The following is a 23,621-nucleotide window of genomic DNA, read 5'->3' as shown; positions in this document are numbered from 1 at the left end:
ATACTGGGTCGCCCGGTCAAGCCGGGCGATGACGTGATTAGTTGTCGAGTCGCCGTGCGCCAGAGGCGAATTCAGAACCCCGCCACCGTCCCGTGCAGATCATACGCGTCGGCGCGGTCGATCTTGGCGGTGACGATTTCGCCGATGCGCAACGGGCGGCGGCTCGAAAGATAGACGGCGCCGTCGATCTCCGGCGCGTCGGCTTTGGAGCGGCCCTTGGCGACGGTCGGGCCGATCTCGTCGATGATCACCTGCTGGCGGGTGCCGACTTTGCGCTTCAGCCGCCGCGCCGAGATCGCCTGCTGCCGCGCCATCAGCCGGTTCCAACGCTCCTGCTTGACCTCGTCGGGGATCTGATCCTCCAGCGCGTTCGACGGCGCGCCGGCGACCGGCTCGTACTTGAAGGCGCCGAGGCGGTCGATCTCGGCTTCGTCGAGCCAGTCGAGCAGAAATTCGAAGTCGCGCTCGGTCTCGCCGGGGAAGCCGACGATGAAGGTCGAGCGCAGCGACAGGTCGGGGCAGATCTCGCGCCAGCGCTTGATCCGGTCCAGCGTCTTGTCCTGCGCCGCCGGGCGCTTCATCAGCTTCAGCACGTCGGGGCTGGCGTGCTGGAACGGGATGTCGAGATAGGGCAGTACCTTGCCGTCGGCCATCAGGCCGATCACCTCGTCGACATGCGGATACGGATAGACGTAGTGCAGCCGCACCCAGGCGCCGAGCTCGCCGAGCTCGTTCGCCAGATCGAGGAATTTGGCGCGGACGCTGCGATCCTTCCACGGGCTCTCGGCGTATTTGAGATCGACGCCGTAGGCCGAAGTATCCTGCGAGATCACCAGCAGTTCCTTGACGCCGGCGGCGACCAGCTTCTCGGCTTCGCGCAGCACGTCGGCGGCGGGGCGCGAAGCGAGATCGCCGCGCAGCTTCGGGATGATGCAGAAGCTGCAGCGGTTGTTGCAGCCCTCGGAGATCTTCAAATACGCGTAGTGCCGCGGCGTCAGCCGCACGCCCTGAGGCGGCACCAGATCGAGATGCGGATTGTGCAGCGCCGGCCGGGCGCGATGCACCGCATCGAGCACGCTCTCGTATTGCTGCGGTCCGGTGATCGACAGCACGCCGGGATAGGCGGCCTCGATCTGCTCCGGCTCGGCGCCCATGCAGCCGGTGACGATCACCTTGCCGTTGGCCGCCATCGCTTCGCCGATCGCCGCCAGCGATTCCTGCTTGGCGCTGTCGAGGAAGCCGCAGGTGTTGACGATCACGAGGTCCGCGCCGTCGTGCTTGCGGGCGAGTTCGTACCCCTCGGCGCGCAGCCGGGTGATGATGCGCTCGGAATCGACCAGGGCCTTGGGGCATCCGAGCGAAACAAAACTGATCTTGGGCGCGGCGGCCTGCTGCATGGATCGAAAACTGCCTGGATTGGGTGCCGGAGGAGCTAGCCCCGAACGACGGCGCTGGCAAGGGCGGCGGACGGATCGGGGCGGCGAGAACGTTCCGGTCGTCTGCGGTTCCGTCAGGGGAGGATTTTTGCCGGTTCCGGGACCCCGGCGCGTGTGCCGTTGTTATTTCGCGGGCTGGCTTGCGGACTGCAGCGTTCGGGCTTTTGTGAAGCTGTCGAACATGGAGAACAATGATGCGACGCCAGATTTTGCATGCTCAATCCGCCTTGGCGCGGGCGCGAATGACCGTCGTTCATATCGAATTGCTGGCGCTTGCTGCCGCGATCGGCCTGATCGGCGCAATTGTGGTCGCCACGCCGCATCTGCGGCTGCCGTAAGCTGGAGCCAGACCACGTCTATTCATGCGACCCGCTGCCGGCCTGGGTGCGCATGAAGCGCGCCGCCGGAGCCAGCGCCGAATTCGCGAAGTGCCGGACGATGACGCTGGCCAGCGCTTCCGCTGCGGGGTTGGAACTCCGCGCCGATCGGTACAGCACCAGGTCGACCTTGGGCAGGGCGGGAAAGGTGTCGCTGCGGCCGAGCACACGCATTCCAGGCAGCACCGAGCTCTTGCCGACCACGCTGACGGCGATGCCGGCGAACACCGCGGCCTGAATGCCGCTGATGCTCTCGCTGATGCAGCTCAGCCGCCAGATCCGGCCGATGCTTTCCAGCGCCGCCAGACCGAAATCGCGGAAGATGTTGCCGGGCGGCAGCATCGCCAGTGGCACCGGATTTTCGAGATGGACCGAGCCGCGCTCCGACGTGACCCAGACCAGATCCTCCTGCGCGACCAGTTCTCCGACCTTGAACGCGGGCATGCCGGTGACGATCGCAAGGTCGATCTCGGCTTTCTCGACCGCAGCCATCAGCTTGCTGGACAGCGCGCATTTCAGCTCGACATCGACGTTGGGATAGGCGCTGCGGAAATCCGACAGGATGCCGGGTAGCAGATAGGCCGCATAGAGATCGGGCATTCCCAATACGACCGCTCCGTCGAGTTTCGGCGCGGCGAGCCGGGCGCGCAATTCGTCCTGCAGCCCCATGATGGTGCGGGCATAGCCGAGCACCAGTTCGCCGTGATTGGTCAGCACCAGCTTGCGGCCGACCTTGGTGAACAGCGGCGCGCCGGTCGCTTCTTCGAGCCGATTGAGCTGCAGGCTGACGGCCGGCTGGGTGCGGCCCAGCCGCCGCGAGGTCTCGGAAAAGCTGCCGGTCTGAACCAGCACGATGAAGGTCTGCAGCAGGCGGAGGTCGAGCGGAGCGAGCATCGTTCTATTAAGCCCATTTATAAAACCGATATAAACAATAAATTTCTGAAGTTATTGCGTCGCAACTACAGTGGCCCTTGCCGGGATCAGCAGCGAGGAAGCCATGCACAACACCACTAGACGCCACTTCATTCGCCTCGCGGTGACCGCGACCGCGCTTGCCGCCACCAGCCTGACGGCGCTCGCGGAGGATCGCGTCATCAAGGTCGGGACCTTGAAGCTGATCCACGGCATCACCCCGTACTTCTACGAGAAATTCGTGCCGGCCGGCGTCAAGGTCGTGGTGGTCCCGTTCGAGAGCCCGACCGACGGCAAGAACGCCGTGGTCACCGGCTCGGTCGATTTCGGCATCTTCGGTCTCGCCGCGGCGACGCTCGGCGGCGCCAACGGCGAGCCGGTCGTGGTGGTCGGCGCCGCCTGCAACCGCGGCATGGCGGTGGTCGCCGGCAAGGATTCCGGCATCGCCAGCATCAAGGATCTCAAGGGCAAGAAGGTCGCGATCTGGCCCGGCTCGACCCAGGAGGTCGTGATCCTCGACCGGCTGGCCGCCGAAGGCATGACGATCAAGGACATCCAGTCGGTCCGCGTCTCGTTCAGCGACATGGCGCCGGCGCTGGCGCGCGGAGACATCGACGCCTATGTGGGCGCCGAGCCGGCGGCCGGTATCAGCCTCGCCAGCGGCGTCGGCAAGATCGTCGAGTATCCGTACTCGACCCCGACCGGGTCGCTCAACATGGTGCTGAGCACGCGACGTGAACTGATCGAGAAGGACCCCGAACTGATCCGCACGCTGCTGAAGGTGCACCGCAAGGCCAGCGAATACGCGATGAGCAACCGCGAGGCGTTCGTCGAGATGGCGATGCAGAAGCTCGGCCAGCAGAAAGCTTCGATCGAGCAGGCGGCGCCGAACGTCGAACTGACCTGGAAGATCGACGATCTGTTTCTGAAGCAGGCGCAGTATTACGGCACGCAAATGCTCGACAAGAAGCAGATCCGGCAGCTGCCGGACTACAAGACCTTCATCGACCCGAGCTTCATCAAGGCGATTTCGGCGTCGTGAGCGGCCGATGAGCTTCGAAAGCACGGTCTCTCGGTCCGCGATGAGCAGCCCGTCGATCACCAAGGCTGTCGCCGCGCCCGCGCGCGACAGCACCCGCCAATTGCGCAAGCTGGCAGCGAGGCTGCGTGCCACCGCGCTGGCTCTGATCGTACCGCTGGGCCTGCTGCTGGCGTGGGACCTGATGGTGCGCTGGACCGGGACCCGGCTGGTTCCGCCGCCGTCCGGCGTCGCGACGATGATGTGGGATTTCGCCTTCGGCGGGATCTATGACGACGCCTACAGCGCCAGCCTGCCGATCCACTTCTGGAAGTCGGTGCAGCGGGTCTATGGCGGCTTCTTCCTGGCGGCGCTGATCGGCATTCCGCTCGGCCTGATGCTGGGCCGGATTCCGCTGCTGCGCGCGCTGCTGGATCCGACGCTGTCGCTGCTGCGGCCGATTCCGGTGACGGCCTGGCTGCCGCTGTCGATGATCTTCTTCGGGCTGGGACCGAAATCCGCGGTGTTCCTGGTGTTTCTCGGCGCGTTCTACCCGATCCTGCTCAACACCGTGTTCGGGGTGAAGTCGGTCGACGTTCGGCTGTTCGAAGCCGCCGGCATGCTCGGCTGCAACGGACCGCAATTGTTCAGATCCGTCGTGCTGCCGGCGGCGCTGCCGAGCATCTTCAACGGTCTGCGGCTCGGCGCGTCGTTCGCCTGGATCCTGATCGTGGTCGGCGAGATGACCGGCGTGCCGGAAGGCCTCGGCGCGGTGATCATGGACGGCCGCACGCTGTCGCGCACCGATCTCGTCATCACCGGCATGATCATCATCGGGATCACCGGATTCGTGTCGGACCGGATTCTGGTGATGCTCAGCAACTACTTCCTGCGCTGGAGTCCGCAGCACCATGCTTGATCAAACCACCAATCGCGACGCGCCGCCGGTGATCCTGGAGGTGAGCGGGCTGAGCAAGATCTACGAAGCTTCGAACGGACCGGTCGAGGCGCTGCGCAGCGTCGATCTGACAGTGCGCAAGGGCGAGTTCATCTGCCTGCTCGGCGCCTCGGGCTGCGGCAAGTCGACCCTGCTGCGGATCATTGCCGGGTTCGAGACGGCAACGCAGGGCTCGGTCGCCGTGTACGGCTGCGAGGTCAGCGGACCCGGCCCGGACCGCGGCATGGTGTTTCAGGACTACGCGCTGTTTCCGTGGCTGACGGTGCGGCAGAATATCGGGTTCGGGCCGAGCCATCGCCGGGTCGCTCCGAAAGAAGTCGACAAGCTCACCGACCGGTTCATGGCGATGGTCGGCCTGTCGGCGTTCGCCGACCGCTATCCGCATCAACTGTCCGGCGGCATGAAGCAGCGGGTGGCGATCGCGCGGGTGCTCGCCAACGACGCCGACATCCTGTTGATGGACGAGCCGTTCGGCGCGCTCGACGCGCTGACCCGCGCGGCGCTGCAGGAAGAGCTGATCGAGATCTGGCGCACCACCAAACTGACGGTGATCTTCGTGACCCATTCGGTCGAAGAGGCGGTGCTGCTCGCCGATCGCGTCGTGGTGATGAGTTCGGCACCCGGCCGGATCGATCGAGACGTCGAGATCGAGCTGCCGCGGCCGCGCGACGTCGCGTCGGTCGAGTTCAACACGCTTCGGCGCAGCATCACGCAGCAACTGACCAGCCATGTCGGCGCCGGCCGCAAGGTTGCAGCGACGGCGGATTCCTGAGTGGACGTTTCAATCTCCCATGCTTCGCACGCGATCTATCGCGGGATGGATCGCACGGCGCTCGACGCCGCCTACAACAACAGCGCGGCTGTCGGCGACAGCCCGCAGTGGCTGGCGCGTTGGAGCGAGCGCAGCGCCGTTCGCCGCGCCGGGCCGAACGTGCGGCTCGACATTCCCTATGCGGGGCGCGAGCGAACCTCGCTGGATTATTTCGGTTCCGGAGAAGCGGGCGCACCGCTGCTGGTGTTCCTGCACGGCGGCTATTGGCAGCGCAATTCCAAGGAGATGTTCTCGTTCGTCGCCGACGGTCCGAACGTCCGCGGCATTGATGTCGCCGTCGTCGGCTACACGCTGGCGCCGGCCGCACGTCTGTCGGACATCGTCGCCGAGGTCGATCAGGCGTTGGAGTATCTTGCCGGCCATGCCGACCAGTTCGGATTCGACCGTGGCAGCATCGTGGTCGGCGGCTGGTCGGCCGGAGGACACCTGGCATCGGTCGCTGCGACGCGCCCGGAGGTGAGGGGCGCGCTCTGCGTCAGCGGCATCTTCGATCTCGACCCGATCGCGCTGTGCTATCTCAACGATCTGCTGCAGCTCGACCGCGGCGAGGTCGAGCTGCTCAGTCCGATCCGGCGGGCGCAGCTCGGCACTGCGCCGCAATCCCTGGTGGTCGGCGGCGACGAACTGCCGGAACTGCGCCGTCAATCGGCCGACTACGCCGACGTCGGGCGCCGCGTCGGATTGCGCGTCAGGCAGCGAACGCTGCCTGGGCACCACCATTTCTCGATCCTGGATGAACTCGCCAGCGCGAACGGCGCACTCACCGCCGAACTCGTGACCCTGGCGCGGAGATAGCGGAGCGCCGCTGCTCCGCTTACGCTGCGGCGAACGGCGCGACCGTGATGCCGCTGGCCTCGAGCTTCTGCCGGACCCCGCGGGCGATCTCGACTGCGCCTGTGGTGTCGCCGTGAATGCAGACGGTGTCGGTGCGCATCTTGATCACCTTGCCGGTGACCGACACCACGGCGCCGTCCTGCGCCATCCGCAGCACCCGCTCGGCGATCGCCGCCGGATCGTGCAGCACCGCGCCGGGCTTCTTGCGCGACACCAGATTGCCGTCGTCCTCGTAGGCGCGATCGGCAAACACTTCGTGCGCCAGCGGCAGGCCGGCGGCTTCACCCGCCAGCATCAATTTCGAATTCGCCAGCACGACGAACACCAGCGTCCGATCGACCGCCTTGATCGCCGCCGCGATCGCGCGCGCGGTCATGTCGTCTTCGCAGGCGACGTTCGACAGCGCGCCGTGCGCCTTGACGTGGGTGACCTTGTGGCCCGCCAGGGCCGCAACCGCCTGCAGCGCGCCAATCTGATAGGCGACGAGGTTCTCGATTTCCGCTGCGGTTATCCCCGGTACGGGACGACGGCCGAAACCGTGCAGGTCGCGGAAGCCCGGATGTGCGCCGATCGCGACGCCGTTCTGCTTCGCCAGCTTCACGGTCGCGTGCATGATGTCCGGATCGCCGGCATGGAAGCCGCAGGCGATGTTGACGCTGGTGGCGATCTGCATCATCGCCGCATCGTCGCCCATCTGCCAGACGCCAAAGCCTTCGCCGAGGTCGCAGTTCAGGTCGATCTTCATCTCGATTGGTCCCGTCGTCGGATTCGATTACTCCGCCGTCAGCGCGTCGATCGCGGTGCCGGCGACGTTGGCGGTGAGCAGCGCGTCGAGGTCGATGGTGGCGTGCTGCGCGTCGCGCAGCAGGTCGGGCAACGAGCGGATCAATTTGGCCATCGCCCGATACGCCGACTGCGCCTCGTCGACACTCACCGCCTCAAAGCGGAACGGCCTGCCGGGTTGGCGTTGCGCCAGCCGGCCGAGATCGGCCGAGATCACCGTGGCGATCTTCGGATAGCCGCCGCTGGTGCCGCGGTCGGGCATCAGCACGATCGGCTGGCCCGAACCGGGAACCTGGATGCTGCCATCGACCGTGCCGTCCGAGACGATGTTGTGGCCGTGCAGATGCGGGATCTGCGGACCGTCGAGACGATAGCCCATCCGGTCGCTGGTCGCCGAGATCGTCCATTCGCCGGCCAGGAAGGTGGCGACTGCTTCGCCGAACTCATCGTCCTGCGGACCGAGCACGACGCGGATCGGCGCATCGGGCTGCTCCGGCAGATCGAGGCGGCGCTCGGCCGCCGGCGCCGCAGACTTGACGGCGATCGTATCGCCCGCCTGCAGCGGCCGCGGATACGGGCTGCCGAGGCCGGCGCGCGCATTGACCGCGAGACTACCGAACATCGGCTCGCCGCCGACGCCGCCCTCGATTCCGAGATAGCTGAACACGCCGCCGCGCGCGACGCCGAGGGTAAGGATCTGGCCTTCGGCGAGCGTGAAGGATTCGTTGAAGGCGAGTGGCGTCCCATCGATCGCGGCGGGTCGCTCGGCGCCGGTCAGCGCCAGCCGCGCCGCGCCGTCGCGCACACTGAGTTTCGCGCCCAGCGGGCCGAGCTCGATCGCGGCCGCGAATGCGCTGTTGCCGACCAGCACGTTGGCCGCAGCGAGCGACAGCCGGTCCATCGCGCCGCTGGGCGGAAGGCCGTAACGCTGCGCGCCGTGGCGGCCGGCGTCCTGCACCGAGGTGACGGGGCCGACGCTGTCAATCACGAGCCTCGTCATGCGCTCAGCAGTTCTGCCACGATCTCGCCGTGGGACGCCGCATCGTCGCGCTCGGCGAACTCCTTGGCGTCGATCTGCGTGAAGCTGATCGCGTCGCCGGGCTCGAGCAGAAAGATCGGCTCCCTGTGCAACTGATAGGTCCGCACCGGCGTGCGACCGAGCAGGTGCCAGCCGCTCGGTCCGGCCAGACACTGGATGCCGGTCTGGATGCCGCCGACCGACACCGTGCCGGCCGGCGTGTGCAGCCGCGGCGCCTGCCGCCTTGGCATTGCCAGCGCCGGATCGAGGCCCGACAGATACGACCAGCCCGGCGTGAAGCCGATCATCGCGACGCGATAATCACCGGCGGCATGGCGCGCCACCAGCGCGTCGGGCGTGGTGTTCAGCGCGCGCGCGGCGTCGTCCAGATCGATGCCGTGCTCGCCGCCGTAGCACACCGGAATCCGCCAGCGGCGCTTGGCGACGGTCTCGCCGTCGTCGAGCGCCTGCGCGAGCGTGGTGAGCTGATCGGACAGCGCGCCGAAGCCGATCGTCTCCGGATCGTAATGCACTAAAAGGGACCGATAGGTCGGCACGGTTTCGACGATGCCGGCGACCGGACTCTGCGTCAGCTTGCGGTCGAGCGCGAGCACGCGTCGACTAGACTCGTCGCTGATATCCCGGCCGAACTCGACGGTGATCGCGGTGTCACCGCTCGGCAGCAATCGGGGAGGCGGGGTGGTCATCCGGCAACGATCTCACAAAGCTACCGGCTCCGATAGCGCGTTTTCCGCCGTCGTGAAAATCACTTCACAACGATCGCGCCGCCGATAAGTCTGCCTCCGCAGGGGTGATAAAATGCGATGATCGCCATGCACCGCGCCGTGCTGCCGCGCGCGGGGATGCGTCTTGACGCGGCAGTCGCGGCCCGCAAGATGCGCCGACAATCACTGGAGCTCTCCCTTCATGTCACTGACCCCGCAAGCCATCGACATCCTGTCGCGCGTCTCCACCGCGACCCTCACCACGGTGCTGCTGAAGAAGGGACTGCGCAACGTCTGGATGCGCGGCGCGCGGCCGCTGCGGCCGGGAGCGACGCGGCTGGTCGGCGAGGCGTTCACGTTGCGCTTCGTGCCGGCGCGCGAGGATCTGGCGACGCCGGAGTCCTGGGCCTCGCCGATCTCGACCCGGGCCGCGATCGAGGCGATGCCGGAAGGCTGCATCGCCGTGGTCGACGCGATGGGCATCAAGGATGCCGGCATCTTCGGCGACATTCTGTGCGCCCGCATGGTCAAGCGCGGTATCAAAGCGCTGATTACCGACGGCGTGGTGCGCGACCTCGAAGGCGTGCTCGGCACCGGCCTGCCGGTGTGGTGCGACGGCGCGGCGGCGCCGCCGTCGGTGGCCGGCTTGACTTTCGTCGGCTGGGAACAGCCGATCGGCTGCGGCGGCGTCGCGGTGTTCCCGAAGGACATCATCGTCGCCGATCAGGACGGCGCGGTGCTGATCCCGCAGGCGCTGCTCGATCACGTTCTCGCCGAGGGGCCGGAGCAGGAGCGGATGGAAGGCTGGATCGTCGACGAGGTCAACAACGGTGCGGTGCTGCCCGGCCTGTACCCGATGAACGCCGAAACCAAGGCGCGCTATGCCGCGTTCAAGGACAAGGCCGACAAGTCGTAAGGAGCATCGATCGATGGATATCTTCGCGGCCGGCTCACGCCCGACCCAGCAGGCACCGAAGGACTATTTCACCGGCACGGTGTGGCAGGACCCGATCGTTGCCGCCCCGGCGCCGGCGCGGCTGGCCGCGACCCGGGTGGCGTTCGAACCCGGCGCCCGTACCGCCTGGCACACCCATCCGCTCGGCCAGACCCTGTACGTCGTGACCGGCGTGGGGCGGATTCAGACCGAAGGCGGACCGGTGCGCGAGATCCGCGCCGGCGACGTGGTGTGGATTCCGCCCGGCGAGAAACATTGGCACGGCGCCTCGCCGACCAACGGCATGACCCATATTGCGATGCAGGAGGCGCTGGACGGCAGTTTCGCCACCTGGATGGAGCACGTCTCCGACGACGACTACGCCGTCGCGCCCTCGGTCTGACGGCAGCCCGTCCGAATCCTCAAAACCGCCGGTTTCTCCGCCGATGGAACCCTTTCGCGTGCGGCGGGGACTCGATATGAAGGGCGCTTCGTTGCAAGGTCGCGGGCGTTGAGGAGAACGGAATGGCAGCCAAGACGAAATTTCGGGGGTCGTACACCGCCTTGGTCACGCCGTTCAAAAATGGCGCGCTCGACGAGCAGGCGTTTCGCAGCCTGGTGAACTGGCAGATCGAGCAGGGCACCCATGGCCTGGTGCCGGTCGGAACCACCGGCGAGAGCCCGACCCTGAGCCACGAGGAGCACCACAAGGTGGTCGAGTGGTGCATCGAAGAGGCCAAGGGCCGCGTGCCGGTGATCGCCGGGGCGGGCTCCAACTCGACCCGCGAAGCCGTCGAACTGGCGCGCCACGCCGAGAAGGCCGGCGCCGATGCGGTGCTGGTGGTGACGCCGTACTACAACAAGCCGACCCAGGAGGGCATGTATCAGCACTTCAAGGCGGTCAACGATGCGATCGGAATCCCGATCATCATCTACAACATCCCGCCGCGCTCGGTGGTCGACATGTCGGTCGACACCATGAGCCGGCTGTACGAGCTGGACAACATCGTCGGCGTCAAGGACGCCACCGCCAATCTCGGCCGGGTGTCGCAGCAGCGCCACGCGATGGGCCCCGACTTCATCCAGCTCTCAGGCGAGGACATGACCGCGCTGGCCTACATGGCGGCGGGCGGCCACGGCTGCATCTCGGTGGTGTCGAACATCGCGCCCAAGCTGTGTTCGGAGCTGATGGGCGCGGTGTTCGCCGGCGACTATGTGGGTGCGTTGAAGATCCAGGACCGTCTGGTGCCGCTGCACGACGCGGTGTTCAAGGAGCCGGGCGTGGCAGGGGCCAAGCACGGCCTGACGCTGCTCGGCCGGATTCAGGAAGAGGTCCGGCTGCCGCTGATGCCGGTGACCGAGCCGACCGGCAAGACGATCCGTGCGGCGATGGTGCACGCAGGAGTGATCAACTGACAGGGAGCGCATGACCAGCACCGATTCCGTCCGTCACCTCGAGCAGAAGGGCTCGCGGCTTCTCAAGGAGTTTCGCGATTTCGCGATGAAGGGCAATGTCGTCGACCTCGCCGTCGGCGTCATCATCGGTGCGGCGTTCGGCGGGATCGTAACCTCGCTGGTCGGCGACGTGATCATGCCGATCATCGGCGCGGTCACCGGCGGGCTGGATTTCTCCAACTACTTCACGCCGCTGTCGAAGTCGGTCACCGCCAACACGCTGGTGGAGGCCAAGAAGCAGGGCGCGGTGCTGGCGTGGGGCAATTTCCTCACGGTGACGCTGAATTTCCTGATCATCGCGGCGGTGCTGTTCGCAGTGATCCGGTCGCTGAACAAGCTGAAACAGCGGGCCGAGGAGACCAAAGCGCCGCCACCGACCCCGACCCGGCAGGAAGAGCTGCTGACCGAGATCAGGGATCTGTTGAAAAAGGGCGCCGGCCCGTCGCCATAGGCGGCGATGGGATCGCGCCGACAGGAAACGCCACCAATGGCCGAGAAGAACGAACGCCCGATCAAGGTCGTGGCGGAGAACCGCAAGGCGCGGTTCAACTACGCGATCGACGACACCATCGAGGCCGGCATCGCGCTGACCGGCACCGAGGTCAAATCGATCCGCAACGGCAAGACCACGATCGCGGAGTCCTATGCGGACGCCCGCGGCAGCGAGATCTGGCTGATCAACGCCAACATTCCCGAATATCTGCAGGCCAACCGCTTCAATCACGAGCCGAAACGGCCGCGCAAGCTGCTGCTGCATCGCAAGCAGATCAACAAGCTGATCGGCGCGGTCGAGCGCGAAGGCATGACGCTGATCCCGCTCAAGCTGTATTTCAACGAGCGCGGCCGGGCCAAGCTGCAGCTCGCGCTCGCCAAAGGCAAGAAGCTGCACGACAAGCGCGAGACCGAGAAGAAGCGCGACTGGAATCGCGAAAAGGGCCGCCTGCTGCGCGCCCGCGGCTGAGCGGCATCACCGGAAGGCTCGGATGGCGAACCAGCCCAACATCATGGATGTCGATTGGAGCGCAATCCCGGCGCCGGTGGACGATGGCGGCGCCGCGCATCTGCGTGGCGCGTCGATTCCTGCTGTGGCACTGCCGGCCACCGATGGCGGCAACGTGATCCTTGCGGATCTGACAGGGCGCACCGTGGTGTTTGCCTATCCGCGGACCGGAGAGCCGGGCAAGATCGCCCCGGTCGACGACTGGGATATGATCCCCGGCGCGCGCGGCTGCACGCCGCAAACGTGTGCGTTTCGCGATCTGTTTGCCGAGCTGAAGGCGGCTGGGGCCGATCACGTGTTCGGCCTGTCGACACAGTCGACCGCGTACCAGACCGAGATGGCGAGCCGGCTGCACCTGCCGTTCGCGGTGCTGTCCGACGAAGCGCTTGAACTGACGCGCGCCTTGAAGCTGCCGACCATGCAGGTCGCGGGTATGACCTTGATCAAGCGGATGGCGCTGATTATCGACGACGGCCGGATCAGCCAGGTGTTCTATCCGGTGTTCCCGCCGGATCGGAACGCCGGCGACGTGCTGGCGTGGCTGAGGGCCAATCGACGCTAGTTAGCACTCGCGGATGCCCATCCCCGTCATTGCGAGCGAAGCGAAGCAATCCAGATGCCTCAGAACGTGTGGCCTCTGGATTGCTTCGTCGCTTCGCTCCTCGCAATGACAATTCTTTCTGATCCAACTAAGCGTCGAGATCGTCGCGCACCCGCGCGAACACCTCGCGAAACATCTTCGGCGTCAGCACGCCTGTGTTCGTGTTGTAGCGCGAACAGTGGTAGCTGTCGTAGAGCCGCAGCCTTCCGGCGTCGTGCACGGCGCCGTGGCCGAACGGCGCCTGCGCGGCACGCAGTCCGAGCGCCTTCAGCGTTGAATCGTGCGCGATCCGCCCGAGCAGGACGACGGCGCGGAGCTTCGGCATCGCCTCGATCGTGGCGACCAGAAAGCGGCGGCAGGTGTTGATTTCGATCGGCAACGGCTTGTTCTGCGGCGGCACACAGCGCACCGCGTTGCTGATCCGGCAGTCGATCAGCCGCAGGCCGTCGTCGGGGCGCGCCTGATAGTGGCCTTTGGCGAAACCGTAATCGATCAGCGTGGCGTAGAGCAGGTCGCCGGCATAGTCGCCGGTGAATGGCCGGCCGGTGCGATTGGCGCCTTGCACGCCCGGTGCGAGACCGACGATCAGCAGCGACGCATCGGCGTCGCCGAACGAGGGCACCGGCGCGTTGAACCAGCCCGGTTCACGCGCGCGGATCTCGCTGCGGAACTCGGCGAGGCGCGGGCAGAACGGGCAGTCGCGGTCAGGGTCGGCGAGGGCGGCGGGGACGCGGGGCGACCGGCCCCGCGTCGTCGTGCTCATAGCCTCAGTCTTCGAAGTCGTCAGCCCCGGCGCGTGACGCCAAGGCGGTAGAACGCTGCAGGAACTGCGGCGCGTGGTGGCGCGGCTCGCGGGGTTCGCGCGGCGGCGGACGATCCGCCGGGTCGCGGCCGATCTTCGATTGCAACTCGACCAGGTCGGTGAAGATGTCGGCCTGACGACGAAGTTCGTCGGCGATCATCGGCGGCTGGCTGGAGATCGTCGAAATCACCGTGACGCGGACGCCGCGGCGCTGCACCGCCTCGACCAGCGAGCGGAAGTCGCCGTCGCCCGAGAACAGCACCATCTGGTCGATATGTTCGGCCAGCTCCATGGCATCGACCGCAAGCTCGATATCCATGTTGCCCTTGACCTTGCGGCGGCCGGAGGCGTCGATGAACTCCTTGGTCGCCTTGGTCACGACGGTGTAGCCGTTGTAGTCGAGCCAATCGATCAGCGGGCGGATCGACGAGTATTCCTGATCTTCGATGATCGCGGTGTAGTAAAAGGCGCGGATTAGATTGCCGCGGCTTTGAAATTCCTTCAGCAGCCGCTTGTAATCGATATCGAAACCCAGGGTTTTTGCGGTTGCGTAAAGGTTGGCGCCGTCGATGAACAGCGCAATTTTGTTATTGGAAGAAGTGGACATCAAGATCTCTCATGTGTCTGTTGTCAGCCTTTTGGCGCAACGGAAATAGCTGCGCAGCTCAAGTCAATTTTTGCACGAATAGCCGTCGCGCTGGGCAACCGGCACCACTTCAACCGCACGAAGCATCGGCCGGTATTCTATACTTTTCTTTCTGAAAAGAAGCCTTTTGTTGTCGGACTCGTGTTCGTCCCAGTTGGCTGATTATCGACCGTCCCGGAACATTTGGTGCATTATCAGAGCAGGGTCGATCGGCCAAATGACAAATTGCTGCTTGCGAAAGCTGCTCACGACCTATAGGTAGCGGTCTAACCCCGATTTTGATCCTATTGAACGGAGCGACTGGCCATGGCGCGCGTCACCGTGGAAGATTGCATTGACAAGGTCGACAACCGTTTCGACCTGGTCCTGTTGGCGGCCCATCGCGCGCGCATGATCTCGTCCGGATCGCCGCTCACCATCGACCGTGACAACGATAAAAATCCCGTTGTTTCGCTTCGCGAAATCGCCGACCAGACGATCTCTCCGGAAGACCTCAAGGAGGAGCTGGTGCACTCGCTGCAGAAGTTTGTCGAGGTCGATGAGCCCGAACAGGATACCGTTCCGTTGATCGGCTCGGCGGGTGCCAGCGTCGACGCCGACGATACCGAAGTGGCGATGGAGCGGATGACCGAGGAAGAGCTGCTGAAGGGTCTGGAAGGCTTGGCGCCCCCGGAGGAGCAGCCTGAGGAAGACGAATAAAGGCTTCGGTGCCCCGCGCACATTTGTGTGATGCTCTGCAAACGGCTCGGATCAGTTCCGGGCCGTTTTCGTCTTTCGAAGTAGTTAACCACGACCGGCTGCAGAGTTGCGGCGCCGCATTGCTGCCCTGACCTAAACTCCGCCGATATCGCGGTTTTTTGTGGCCGCTCAACGTCTTTTCGTGGCACAAGCTCGATGTACCCGCTAGGCAAGGACGCGATGGCGGCCGCCAAGATCAGTCTTGCTGCGGTGCAATAGAGGTTGGTGGAATGGCGTCAGGACGCCAGATTTCGAAGCAGATGGAGCAGGCGGGCGGAGCAGCCGCCGTCGCCGAACCGACCGCCACCTCCAAACCCCGGTCGCGTGCCCGGATGATGCGACAGTACGACCTGGTCGAGCGGGTCCGATCGTACAATCCGAACACCGACGAGGATCTGCTCAACCGGGCGTATGTGTACGCCATGATGGCGCACGGCGAGCAGACCCGCGCCTCCGGTGATCCGTATTTCTCGCATCCGCTCGAAGTCGCGGCGATTCTGACCAGTCTCAAGCTCGACGACGCCACCATCGTCGCGGCGCTGTTGCACGACACGATCGAGGACACCGAGGCGACCCGGACCGAGATCGACACCATGTTCGGTCCGGAGATCGGCGCGCTGGTCGAAGGCCTCACCAAGCTGAAGCGGCTCGAGCTGGTGTCGCGCGAGGCCAAGCAGGCGGAAAATCTGCGCAAGCTGCTGCTGGCGATCGCCGACGACGTCCGCGTGCTGCTGATCAAGCTCGCCGACCGGCTGCACAACATGCGCACCCTGGAGTTCGTGCCGCCTGCGGCCCGGCAGCGCATCGCCGAGGAGACGCTCGACATCTACGCGCCGCTCGCAGGCCGGATGGGCATGCAGGAGATGCGCGAGGAACTCGAGGATCTGTCGTTCCGCAGCCTTGATCCCGAAGCCTTCACCGTGGTGATGCAGCGGCTCGACGCGCTGGCCGAGCGCAACCGCAACCTGATCGGCGAGATTGAAAGCCAGCTCTCCGCCAATCTCGCCCGCCACGGCATCACCGCCGAGGTCACCGGGCGGCGCAAGCGGCCGTTTTCGATCTGGACCAAGATGGAGCGGAAGTCGGTCGGCTTCGAACAGCTCTCGGACATCTACGGCTTTCGCGTCGTGCTCGACGACGTCGAGGCCTGTTATCGCGCACTCGGCGTGGTGCATACGACGTGGCCGATGGTACCGGGCCGATTCAAGGACTACATTTCGACGCCGAAGCAGAACGACTATCGCTCGCTGCACACCACGGTGATCGGTCCCGGTCAGCAGCGCGTCGAGCTGCAGTTCCGGACCCGCGAGATGAACCAGATCGCCGAATACGGCATCGCCGCGCACGCGTTCTACAAGGACGGCGTCGGCTCGCCGACCGAACTGCTCAACCGCGAATCCAACGCGTTCGCCTGGCTGCGCCACACCATCGAGATGCTGTCGGAGAGCTCCAACCCGGAGGAATTCCTCGAGCACACCAAGCTCGAGCTGTTCCACGACCAGGTGTTCTGCTTCACGCCGAAGGGCAAGCTGATCGCACTGCCGCGCAAGGCCAACGTCGTGGATTTCGCCTATGCGGTGCACACCGATGTCGGCAACAGCGCGGTGGGCTGCAAGATCAACGGCAAGTTCGCGCCGCTGTCGTCGGAGCTGCAGAACGGCGACGAGGTCGAGGTGCTGACTTCGCCGGTACAGTCGGCGCCGCCGGCGGCGTGGGAATCTCTCGCCGTCACCGGCAAGGCGCGGGCGGCGATCCGGCGCGCGACCCGCGTGGCGATGCGCGATCAATATGCCGGGCTTGGCCGCCGCATCGTCGAGCGGCTGTTCGCACGCGCGAAGATCGAATACGCCGACGACAAGCTCAAAGGCGCGCTGCCGCGGCTGGCGCGCGCCTCCGTGGAAGACGTGATGGCCTCGGTCGGCCGCGGCGAGATGAAGGCGTCCGACGTCGCCCGGGCGATGTACCCGGATTACAAGGAAGAGCGCATCGCGCGGTTCGGCGGCAAGAAGGAAGCTTCCGACAAGGTGGTCGGCAAAACTGTCGAGACCGGCAAGGTCAGTTCGGTCATTCCGATCGGCGGCCTGCATTCCGGCCTGCCGGTGAAGTTCGCACCGAACGGCGGCGCCGTGCCGGGCGACCGCATCGTCGGCATCGTCACGCCGGGCGAGGGGATCACCATCTACCCGATCCAGTCTCCGGCCTTGAAGGAATTCGAGGAAGAGCCGGAGCGCTGGCTCGACGTGAAGTGGGACATCGACGAGACCACGCCGCAGCGCTTCCCGGCCCGGCTGTTCGTGCAGAACGTCAACGAGCCCGGCAGCCTTGCCCAGATCGCCGGCGTGATCGCCGAGCACGACGGCAATATCGACAACATCAACATGAGCCGACGCTCGCCGGATTTCACCGAGCTCACCATCGATCTCGAGGTCTACGACCTCAAGCACCTCAGCGCGATCATCGCCCAGCTCCGTGCCAAGGACGTCGTCGCGCACGTCGAGCGGGTCAACGGCTGAGGCTCGACGTGGTTTAGGTGGAGTCGAGATGCTATCCACGTCATTGCGAGCGAAGCGGAGCAATCCAGGGTCAAGTACCCGAAGCTGGATTGCTTCGTCGCTTCGCCCCTCGCAATGACGATTGAATTGAAAGCTGCGAGTGTCAAGATGTCCAAAGCTCCTCCGCTTCGTCTCGGGGTCAATATCGATCACATCGCCACGCTGCGGAACGCGCGCGGCGGGCGCCATCCCGATCCGTTACGTGCCGCCTTCGCGGCGATCGAGGCGGGCGCGGACGGCATCACGGCGCATCTGCGGGAGGATCGCCGCCATATCCGCGACGCCGACATGCAGCGTCTGAAGGCGGAGATCTCCAAGCCGCTGAACTTCGAGATGGCGGCGACCGACGACATGGTGCGGATCGCGCTCGGCGTGAAGCCGCACGCCGTCTGTCTGGTGCCGGAGCGGCGCGAGGAGCTCACCACCGAGGGCGGACTCGACGTTGTCGGCCAGCACAATGCGCTGGCGCCGGTAATTGCGCGCTTCACCGACGCCGGCATTCGCACCTCGCTGTTCATCGCCGCCGACCCGGCGCAGATCGAGATGGCGGCGCGGCTGAAATCCCCGGCGATCGAAATCCACACTGGCGCTTGGTGCGACGCGGTCAACGACGGCGACATGGCGAAGGCCGATGCCGAGTGGCAGCGCGTCGTCGCCGGCGCGGCGCTGGCGCGTTCCGCCGGCCTCGAAGTTCACGCCGGCCACGGCCTGGATTACGCCACCGCCGAGACGATTGCGGCGCTGCCGGAGATCGTCGAACTGAACATCGGCTTCTACATGATCGGCGAGGCGCTGTTCGTCGGGCTCGGCGAGACCATCCGGACGATGCGGGCGGCGATGGAGCGGGGCCGCGCCAGGGCGGTCGCGGCATGATCATCGGCATCGGCTCCGACCTGATCGACATCACACGGATAGCCAAGGTGATCGAACGTCACGGCGATCGTTTCCTCGATCGAGTGTTCACCGAGGCCGAGCGGGCCAAGGCCGAGCGGCGCGCCAAAAAGGCCGAGCTGGTCGCCGCCACCTACGCCAAGCGGTTCGCCGCCAAGGAAGCCTGTTCCAAGGCGCTCGGCACCGGCATCCGGCAAGGGGTGTGGTGGCGCGACATGGGGGTGGTCAATATGCCCGGCGGCCGGCCGACCATGGAGCTGACCGGGGGCGCCAAAGCCCGGCTCGACGCCCTGACGCCTCCGGGCATGACGGCGCGGATCGACCTGTCGATCACCGATGAATGGCCACTGGCGCAGGCTTTTGTGGTGATCTCGGCGGTCCCCGCGGCGGTCACAGGGAGCCGCGCCACGCCCTCGTGACACCGAAAAGCGGTTGATTCGTCATAGGATTAGCGGGTTTTGCCGCGACCCTTGATTGCGCCTGCCGCGACAACAGTCTACAACCGCGCGGAATCCCCCAAGGGGTCGAGTCCTCGGCGAACGAGCGCCGGTCGTGGCGGTCTTCGTCGCCATGCTCCGGCATCATCTCGCGCAGCCTGGGGCCGCTCCGCACCAGGCCAGTCGTCCACCGCGCGGCTCCCCGCGACGGGAATCGGGAAAGCGATGAGCGTGACATCCGGAACCAAATCTGAGAGCGGCATCGGCGAAACCATCCGAGTCGTCATTCACGCCCTCATCATCGCGCTGGTGATCCGCACCTTCCTGTTTCAGCCTTTCAACATCCCGTCCGGATCGATGAAGGCGACGCTGCTGGTCGGCGATTATCTGTTCGTGTCCAAGTACTCCTACGGCTACAGCCATTATTCGATCCCGCTGTCGCCGCCGCTGTTCTCGGGCCGGATCTTCGGCTCCGATCCGAACCGCGGCGACGTGGTGGTGTTCCGGCTGCCGAAGGACGACTCCACCGACTACATCAAGCGCGTCATCGGCCTGCCGGGCGACCGCATCCAGATGCGTGAGGGGCTGTTGTACATCAACGACAAGCCGGTCGAGCGCGAGCGCCTGGCCGACTACGTCGGCGAAGATCCTTGCGGCTCGGAAGCGACCGCGCGGGTCAAGCGCTGGAAGGAGACACTGCCGAACGGCGTGTCCTACGAGACGCTGGATTGCGTCGACAACGGCTTCTACGACAACACCAACGTCTACACCGTGCCGCCCGGCCATTTCTTCATGATGGGTGACAACCGCGACAATTCCACCGACAGCCGCGTGCTGTCCGCGGTCGGCTACGTTCCCTACGAAAATTTCATCGGCCGGGCGCAGATGATCTTCTTCTCGATCGCCGAAGGCGAGCACGCCTGGCAGATCTGGCGTTGGCCCACCGCAGTGCGCTGGGGCCGCATCTTCACCATCGTGCGATGATCGATGATGTGACCAATGTCGATCGGGCTTCGGCAGCCGGAGATCCGCATCCGCAGGAGGCTCCGGCGACCGTGCCTTCGGCTGCGAAGAAGCGCCGGGCCAGCAAGGCCAAGTCGAAGGCGACCGCGGCCGCGATCGAGCAGCGGCTCGGCCACAGCTTCGCCGATCCTGCGCTGCTGACCACCGCCTTCACCCATGTCTCGGCGCTGAAGACCGCGCGTCGCACCGACAGCTATCAGCGGCTGGAATTCCTCGGCGATCACGTGCTCGGGCTGATCGTGTCCGACATGCTGTACCGCGCGTTTCCGAACGCCGACGAAGGCGAATTGTCGAAACGGCTGGCAGACCTGGTGCGCAAGGAGACCTGCGCCGACGTCGCGCGCAGCCTCGATCTGATCGAGGGCATCAAGCTCGGGACCGTGGGGGCGGGGGTCGGGGCCAAGCTGCGCAGGTCCGTGCTGGGCGACATCTGCGAGGCGGTGATCGGCGCGATCTATCTCGACGGTGGTTACGAGGCGGCGTCCGATTTCGTGCGGCGCAACTGGACCGAGCGGATGCGCAAGCCGGCGAGGTCGCTGCGCGATCCGAAGACCGTGCTGCAGGAGTGGGCGCAGGCCCGCGGCCTGCCGACGCCGGTGTATCGCGAGGTTGAACGCACCGGACCGCACCACGATCCGCAATTCCGCGTCGCCGTCGTGCTGCCGGGCCTCGAGCCGGCCGAGGGCGTCGGCGGCAGCAAGCGCGCGGCCGAGAAGGTCGCGGCGTCGGCGATGCTGGCGCGCGAAGGTGTCGGCACAGGCGGCAATGATGGCTGAACATGAAGACGCGGCGCCGTCCGCAACCCGCTGCGGTTTCGTTGCGCTGATCGGCGCGCCGAACGTCGGCAAATCCACCCTGGTCAACGCGCTGGTCGGCTCGAAGGTGACGATCGTATCGCGCAAGGTGCAGACCACGCGCGCGCTGATCCGCGGCATCGTGATCGAAGACGCCGCGCAGATCATCCTGGTCGACACGCCCGGTATCTTCGCGCCGAAGCGGCGGCTCGACCGCGCGATGGTCAAGACCGCCTGGAGCGGCGCGCATGATGCCGACATCGTCTGCGTGCTGCTCGACGCCCGCGCCGGCATCAACGAGCAGGCCGAAGACATCCTCGCCAATCTCGCCAATGTCGACCGGCCCAAACTGCTGGTGCTCAACAAGATCGACCTGATCGCCCGTGAGAAGCTGCTGGCGCTGGCGCAGGCCGCCAACCAGCGGCTGGCGTTCGACCGGACCTTCATGGTCTCGGCGCTGACCGGCGACGGCGTCGACGATCTGCGCAAGGCGCTGGCCGCGCAGGTGCCCGAAGGGCCGTTCCATTATCCCGAAGACCAGATGTCGGATGCGCCGCTGCGCCATCTCGCGGCCGAAATCACCCGCGAGAAGATCTTCCGGCAGCTGCATCAGGAACTGCCGTACCAGTCCACGGTCGAGACCGAGACCTGGACCGAGCGGAAGGATGGCTCGGTGAAGATCGAACAGACGATCTTCGTCGAGCGCGAGAGCCAGCGCAAAATCGTGCTCGGCAAGGGCGGCGCCACCATCAAGGCGATCGGCGCCGAGGCGCGCAAGGAGATCGCCGCGATCCTGGAGCAGCCGGTGCACCTGTTCCTGTTCGTCAAGGTGCGCGAAGACTGGGGCAACGATCCCGACCGCTACCGCGAAATGGGCCTGGAGTTTCCCAAGGAATGACCACCGGCACGACTACCAGCCTTCCGCGGAACGTGTACTGGTTCGAGGTGCTGCTTCTGACGTCGCTGATGCTCGACTGCATCTCGGTGGCGTTTCAGGATCGCACCACGATCGAGCCGACGATGTCGGCCGGGGTCGTCGCCGCCGCCAACACCATTGCGGCCGGCCTGATCATGCTGCTGACCTATCTGGTCTGGCTCGCCGCCCATGCCCGCAAAAATTGGGCGCGGGCGGTGCTGACCGCCTCGCTGGCGTTCTCGGTGGTGTCGCTCGCGCAGATCGTCAGCGACAGCGGCATCGAACCCGGATTGTGGATCGACATCGCATCCTGCGGCCTGACGCTGGCCGGGCTTTATCTCTCCTACACCGGCGACGCCCGCGGCTGGTTCAACGGCTGACGCAATGGCCCGGGCGGCTGCGCGCCGACGCTGAATCCTGTACGATCCGCTGATGGATTGGAGCGACGAGGGCATCATTCTCGGAGTGCGCCGGCACGGCGAGGCCGGCGCCATCGTCGAACTGCTGACCCGCAGCCACGGCCGCCATCTTGGCATGGTCCGTGGCGCGGCCTCGGCGCGGATGCGGCCGCTGCTGCAGCCCGGCAACAGCGTTTTGGCGTCGTGGCGGGCGCGGCTCGACGAACATCTCGGCTACTATCAGCTCGAAGCCACCAAGATGCGCGCCGCGACGCTGCTGGCGTCGTCCCACGCGGTGTACGGCGTCACCCATCTGGCATCGCTGGCGCGGCTGCTACCGGAGCGCGATCCGCACGAGGAGATTTATCAGCGACTGATTCTCACTCTGGATGATTTCGACGATCTCGGTATCGCCGCCGCCCACCTGATCCGCTTCGAGCTTGCCATTCTGGCCGAGCTCGGCTTCGGCCTCGATCTGTCCGCCTGCGCCGCGACCGGCGCCACCACCGAGCTGATCTACGTCTCGCCGAAATCCGGCAGCGCGGTCTCGCGCACCGCGGGCGAACCGTGGCGCGACAAGCTGCTGCGACTGCCGCCGTTCCTGCGCGACGACGAGACGGAGAGCGAGAGCGGCTGGTCCGGTCAGGACCTGTTCGACGGCTTCGCGCTGACCGGTCGGTTCCTGCTGCGCAACGTGCTGGAGCCGCGCGGGCAGGGCCATTCCGACGCCCGCGCGGGGTTCATCAATGCGGTGGCGCGCGCTATGGCGCGGGTCGCGGTCCCGTGAGCACGCGGCGCCGCTTAGACGTAGCGCCGCAGCCGCTGGCCGGGCAGCAGGTCGTAGGGCGGGCGCCAGCCCGGCAGCGCCGCGAGCCGGCCGAGCCAGGCCTGCACCTCCGGATGGCGGGCAGGAAGGTCGAAGCCGGTCTCGTCGTCTGGGAACGACAGATAGGCCATCATCGAGATGTCGGCGATCGTGGGGCTGTCGCCGACCGCGAAAGCATGGTCGCGCAGATGCGTGCCGAGGATCGTCAGGTAATCGTCGATCCGCTTGCGGAAATACGCCAGCACGTCGGTGTTGGCCGACGGCATGAAGGTGCGGGCGAACCGATAGGTCGCGGCATAACTGCTGAGCTTGTGGTTGTCCCAGAACAGCCAGCGCAGCACCTCGAATTTTTCTTCCGCAGTGCCGCCGAACCGGCCGTAACGGTCGGCGAGCTGCAGCAGGATCGGCGCCGTCTGCGTCAGCCGCACGCCATCCTCTTCGAGCACCGGGATCTCGCCCATCGCATTGACGCGCGCACGCCATTCCGGCGTCCGGGTGATGCCGCTGCCGAAATCGGTCCAGACCGGCTCGAAGCTCTGGCCGCACAGCGTCAGCATCAAAGCGAGCTTGTAGCTGTTTCCGGATTCGGGAAAATAGTGCAGGCGATAGGTCGGCATTCGGCCTCCTGGAAACTGCGTGTCGTGGCATCGAATGGATGATGTGTCGTCCACGGTGGAACGCATGTAATGTAAAGCAGAACATTTGTTCTGTTGGA

27 protein-coding genes are annotated in these 23,621 nt (G+C 65.8%); 19 read left to right on the top strand and 8 right to left on the bottom strand.

Annotated elements, in window-relative coordinates:
- Positions 1 to 71 precede the first annotated feature (71 nt).
- Together rimO and DWA33_RS01500 are read right to left on the bottom strand one after the other, a co-directional pair.
- A complete protein-coding gene (gene rimO, locus DWA33_RS01505) occupies positions 72 to 1,397 on the bottom strand; it encodes a 30S ribosomal protein S12 methylthiotransferase RimO (RefSeq protein WP_114356339.1) in 1,326 nt (441 codons plus the stop codon).
- A gap of 395 nt (positions 1,398 to 1,792) precedes the next feature.
- Positions 1,793 to 2,707 (bottom strand): LysR substrate-binding domain-containing protein, encoded by a 915-nt coding sequence (locus tag DWA33_RS01500; protein ID WP_110784303.1) that lies wholly within the window; start codon positions 2,705 to 2,707, stop codon positions 1,793 to 1,795.
- Between the two features lie 103 nt (positions 2,708 to 2,810).
- Between DWA33_RS01500 and DWA33_RS01495 the strand changes: the two genes are divergently transcribed.
- From DWA33_RS01495 to DWA33_RS01480, 4 genes are read left to right on the top strand one after another with little or no spacing between them, the layout of a single operon-like run.
- Positions 2,811 to 3,767, top strand: a complete 957-nt coding sequence (locus tag DWA33_RS01495) for an ABC transporter substrate-binding protein (protein ID WP_114356338.1) — start codon at positions 2,811 to 2,813, stop codon at positions 3,765 to 3,767.
- Between the two features lie 7 nt (positions 3,768 to 3,774).
- The gene (locus tag DWA33_RS01490; protein WP_114356337.1) at positions 3,775 to 4,662 is read left to right on the top strand and encodes an ABC transporter permease; all 888 of its coding nucleotides are present in this window, start codon (positions 3,775 to 3,777) and stop codon (positions 4,660 to 4,662) included.
- Positions 4,655 to 5,473, top strand: a complete 819-nt coding sequence (locus DWA33_RS01485; RefSeq protein ID WP_114356336.1) for an ABC transporter ATP-binding protein — start codon at positions 4,655 to 4,657, stop codon at positions 5,471 to 5,473. Before DWA33_RS01490 ends, DWA33_RS01485 begins: the two co-directional genes overlap by 8 nt.
- Complete coding sequence (locus DWA33_RS01480; RefSeq protein ID WP_114356335.1) at positions 5,474 to 6,328, top strand: alpha/beta hydrolase; 855 nt, start codon at positions 5,474 to 5,476, stop codon at positions 6,326 to 6,328.
- A gap of 19 nt (positions 6,329 to 6,347) precedes the next feature.
- Here DWA33_RS01480 and DWA33_RS01475 read toward each other — a convergent pair whose 3' ends face one another.
- Genes DWA33_RS01475 through pxpB form a run of 3 tightly spaced genes read right to left on the bottom strand, consistent with a single transcriptional unit; the run spans position 6,348 to position 8,875 of the window.
- Positions 6,348 to 7,112, bottom strand: coding sequence for a LamB/YcsF family protein (locus DWA33_RS01475; RefSeq protein ID WP_114356334.1), 765 nt, complete (start codon positions 7,110 to 7,112; stop codon positions 6,348 to 6,350).
- 27 nt (positions 7,113 to 7,139) lie between these two features.
- Positions 7,140 to 8,150, bottom strand: a complete 1,011-nt coding sequence (locus tag DWA33_RS01470; protein WP_114356333.1) for a 5-oxoprolinase subunit C family protein — start codon at positions 8,148 to 8,150, stop codon at positions 7,140 to 7,142.
- The gene (pxpB, locus tag DWA33_RS01465) at positions 8,147 to 8,875 is read right to left on the bottom strand and encodes a 5-oxoprolinase subunit PxpB (protein ID WP_114356332.1); all 729 of its coding nucleotides are present in this window, start codon (positions 8,873 to 8,875) and stop codon (positions 8,147 to 8,149) included. The genes DWA33_RS01470 and pxpB overlap by 4 nt, the downstream gene beginning before the upstream one ends.
- Positions 8,876 to 9,095: 220 nt before the next feature.
- Between pxpB and DWA33_RS01460 the strand changes: the two genes are divergently transcribed.
- The 6 genes from DWA33_RS01460 to DWA33_RS01435 all read left to right on the top strand — a co-directional run bounded on the left by DWA33_RS01460 (position 9,096) and on the right by DWA33_RS01435 (position 12,844).
- Positions 9,096 to 9,809, top strand: a complete 714-nt coding sequence (locus tag DWA33_RS01460) for a ribonuclease activity regulator RraA (protein WP_114356331.1) — start codon at positions 9,096 to 9,098, stop codon at positions 9,807 to 9,809.
- A gap of 13 nt (positions 9,810 to 9,822) precedes the next feature.
- Positions 9,823 to 10,230, top strand: coding sequence for a (R)-mandelonitrile lyase (locus DWA33_RS01455; RefSeq protein ID WP_114356330.1), 408 nt, complete (start codon positions 9,823 to 9,825; stop codon positions 10,228 to 10,230).
- Between the two features lie 122 nt (positions 10,231 to 10,352).
- Entirely contained in the window at positions 10,353 to 11,243 is an 891-nt protein-coding gene (gene dapA, locus DWA33_RS01450; protein ID WP_114356329.1) for a 4-hydroxy-tetrahydrodipicolinate synthase, read from the top strand.
- 10 nt (positions 11,244 to 11,253) lie between these two features.
- Positions 11,254 to 11,733 (top strand): large conductance mechanosensitive channel protein MscL, encoded by a 480-nt coding sequence (mscL, locus tag DWA33_RS01445; protein WP_114356328.1) that lies wholly within the window; start codon positions 11,254 to 11,256, stop codon positions 11,731 to 11,733.
- Between the two features lie 36 nt (positions 11,734 to 11,769).
- Complete coding sequence (gene smpB, locus DWA33_RS01440) at positions 11,770 to 12,243, top strand: SsrA-binding protein SmpB (protein ID WP_114356327.1); 474 nt, start codon at positions 11,770 to 11,772, stop codon at positions 12,241 to 12,243.
- A gap of 22 nt (positions 12,244 to 12,265) precedes the next feature.
- Positions 12,266 to 12,844, top strand: coding sequence for a peroxiredoxin (locus DWA33_RS01435; RefSeq protein WP_114356326.1), 579 nt, complete (start codon positions 12,266 to 12,268; stop codon positions 12,842 to 12,844).
- A 127-nt stretch (positions 12,845 to 12,971) separates the two neighbouring features.
- Here DWA33_RS01435 and DWA33_RS01430 read toward each other — a convergent pair whose 3' ends face one another.
- Positions 12,972 to 13,646: a uracil-DNA glycosylase gene (locus DWA33_RS01430; protein ID WP_114356325.1), complete on the bottom strand. Its 675-nt coding sequence runs from the start codon at positions 13,644 to 13,646 to the stop codon at positions 12,972 to 12,974.
- A gap of 4 nt (positions 13,647 to 13,650) precedes the next feature.
- On the bottom strand, positions 13,651 to 14,292 hold the full coding sequence (locus tag DWA33_RS01425; protein ID WP_114356324.1) for a LabA-like NYN domain-containing protein: 642 nt from the start codon (positions 14,290 to 14,292) through the stop codon (positions 13,651 to 13,653).
- 345 nt (positions 14,293 to 14,637) lie between these two features.
- On the opposite strand from DWA33_RS01425, the gene rpoZ reads away from it, so the two are divergent.
- From rpoZ to recO, 9 genes are all read left to right on the top strand, one after another.
- Positions 14,638 to 15,030: a DNA-directed RNA polymerase subunit omega gene (gene rpoZ, locus DWA33_RS01420; RefSeq protein WP_013502516.1), complete on the top strand. Its 393-nt coding sequence runs from the start codon at positions 14,638 to 14,640 to the stop codon at positions 15,028 to 15,030.
- Positions 15,031 to 15,299: 269 nt separating this feature from the next.
- Positions 15,300 to 17,582 carry a RelA/SpoT family protein gene (locus tag DWA33_RS01415; RefSeq protein ID WP_114356323.1) on the top strand — a complete coding sequence of 761 codons (2,283 nt, stop codon included), beginning with the start codon at positions 15,300 to 15,302 and terminating at the stop codon, positions 17,580 to 17,582.
- A gap of 147 nt (positions 17,583 to 17,729) precedes the next feature.
- Complete coding sequence (locus tag DWA33_RS01410) at positions 17,730 to 18,494, top strand: pyridoxine 5'-phosphate synthase (RefSeq protein WP_114356372.1); 765 nt, start codon at positions 17,730 to 17,732, stop codon at positions 18,492 to 18,494.
- Positions 18,491 to 18,931: a holo-ACP synthase gene (gene acpS, locus DWA33_RS01405; RefSeq protein ID WP_114356322.1), complete on the top strand. Its 441-nt coding sequence runs from the start codon at positions 18,491 to 18,493 to the stop codon at positions 18,929 to 18,931. The genes DWA33_RS01410 and acpS overlap by 4 nt, the downstream gene beginning before the upstream one ends.
- Before the next feature lie 243 nt (positions 18,932 to 19,174).
- On the top strand, positions 19,175 to 19,933 hold the full coding sequence (gene lepB / locus DWA33_RS01400; RefSeq protein WP_114356321.1) for a signal peptidase I: 759 nt from the start codon (positions 19,175 to 19,177) through the stop codon (positions 19,931 to 19,933).
- Positions 19,930 to 20,748 (top strand): ribonuclease III, encoded by an 819-nt coding sequence (gene rnc / locus DWA33_RS01395; protein WP_114356320.1) that lies wholly within the window; start codon positions 19,930 to 19,932, stop codon positions 20,746 to 20,748. The genes lepB and rnc overlap by 4 nt, the downstream gene beginning before the upstream one ends.
- Entirely contained in the window at positions 20,741 to 21,664 is a 924-nt protein-coding gene (era, locus tag DWA33_RS01390; RefSeq protein WP_167443098.1) for a GTPase Era, read from the top strand. Before rnc ends, era begins: the two co-directional genes overlap by 8 nt.
- A complete protein-coding gene (locus DWA33_RS01385) occupies positions 21,661 to 22,062 on the top strand; it encodes a hypothetical protein (protein WP_114356318.1) in 402 nt (133 codons plus the stop codon). The genes era and DWA33_RS01385 overlap by 4 nt, the downstream gene beginning before the upstream one ends.
- A gap of 52 nt (positions 22,063 to 22,114) precedes the next feature.
- Positions 22,115 to 22,867, top strand: a complete 753-nt coding sequence (recO, locus tag DWA33_RS01380) for a DNA repair protein RecO (protein WP_114356317.1) — start codon at positions 22,115 to 22,117, stop codon at positions 22,865 to 22,867.
- Between the two features lie 14 nt (positions 22,868 to 22,881).
- Here the strand turns inward: recO and DWA33_RS01375 are convergent, their stop codons facing one another.
- Positions 22,882 to 23,523 (bottom strand): glutathione S-transferase family protein, encoded by a 642-nt coding sequence (locus DWA33_RS01375; RefSeq protein WP_114356316.1) that lies wholly within the window; start codon positions 23,521 to 23,523, stop codon positions 22,882 to 22,884.
- Positions 23,524 to 23,621 lie beyond the last annotated feature (98 nt).

Source organism: Rhodopseudomonas pentothenatexigens, assembly GCF_900218015.1.
GTDB classification, from domain to species: Bacteria; Pseudomonadota; Alphaproteobacteria; order Rhizobiales; family Xanthobacteraceae; genus Rhodopseudomonas; species Rhodopseudomonas pentothenatexigens.
Note: the sequence above shows the minus strand (reverse complement) of the source record. Positions and strands in the feature narration are given on the sequence as shown.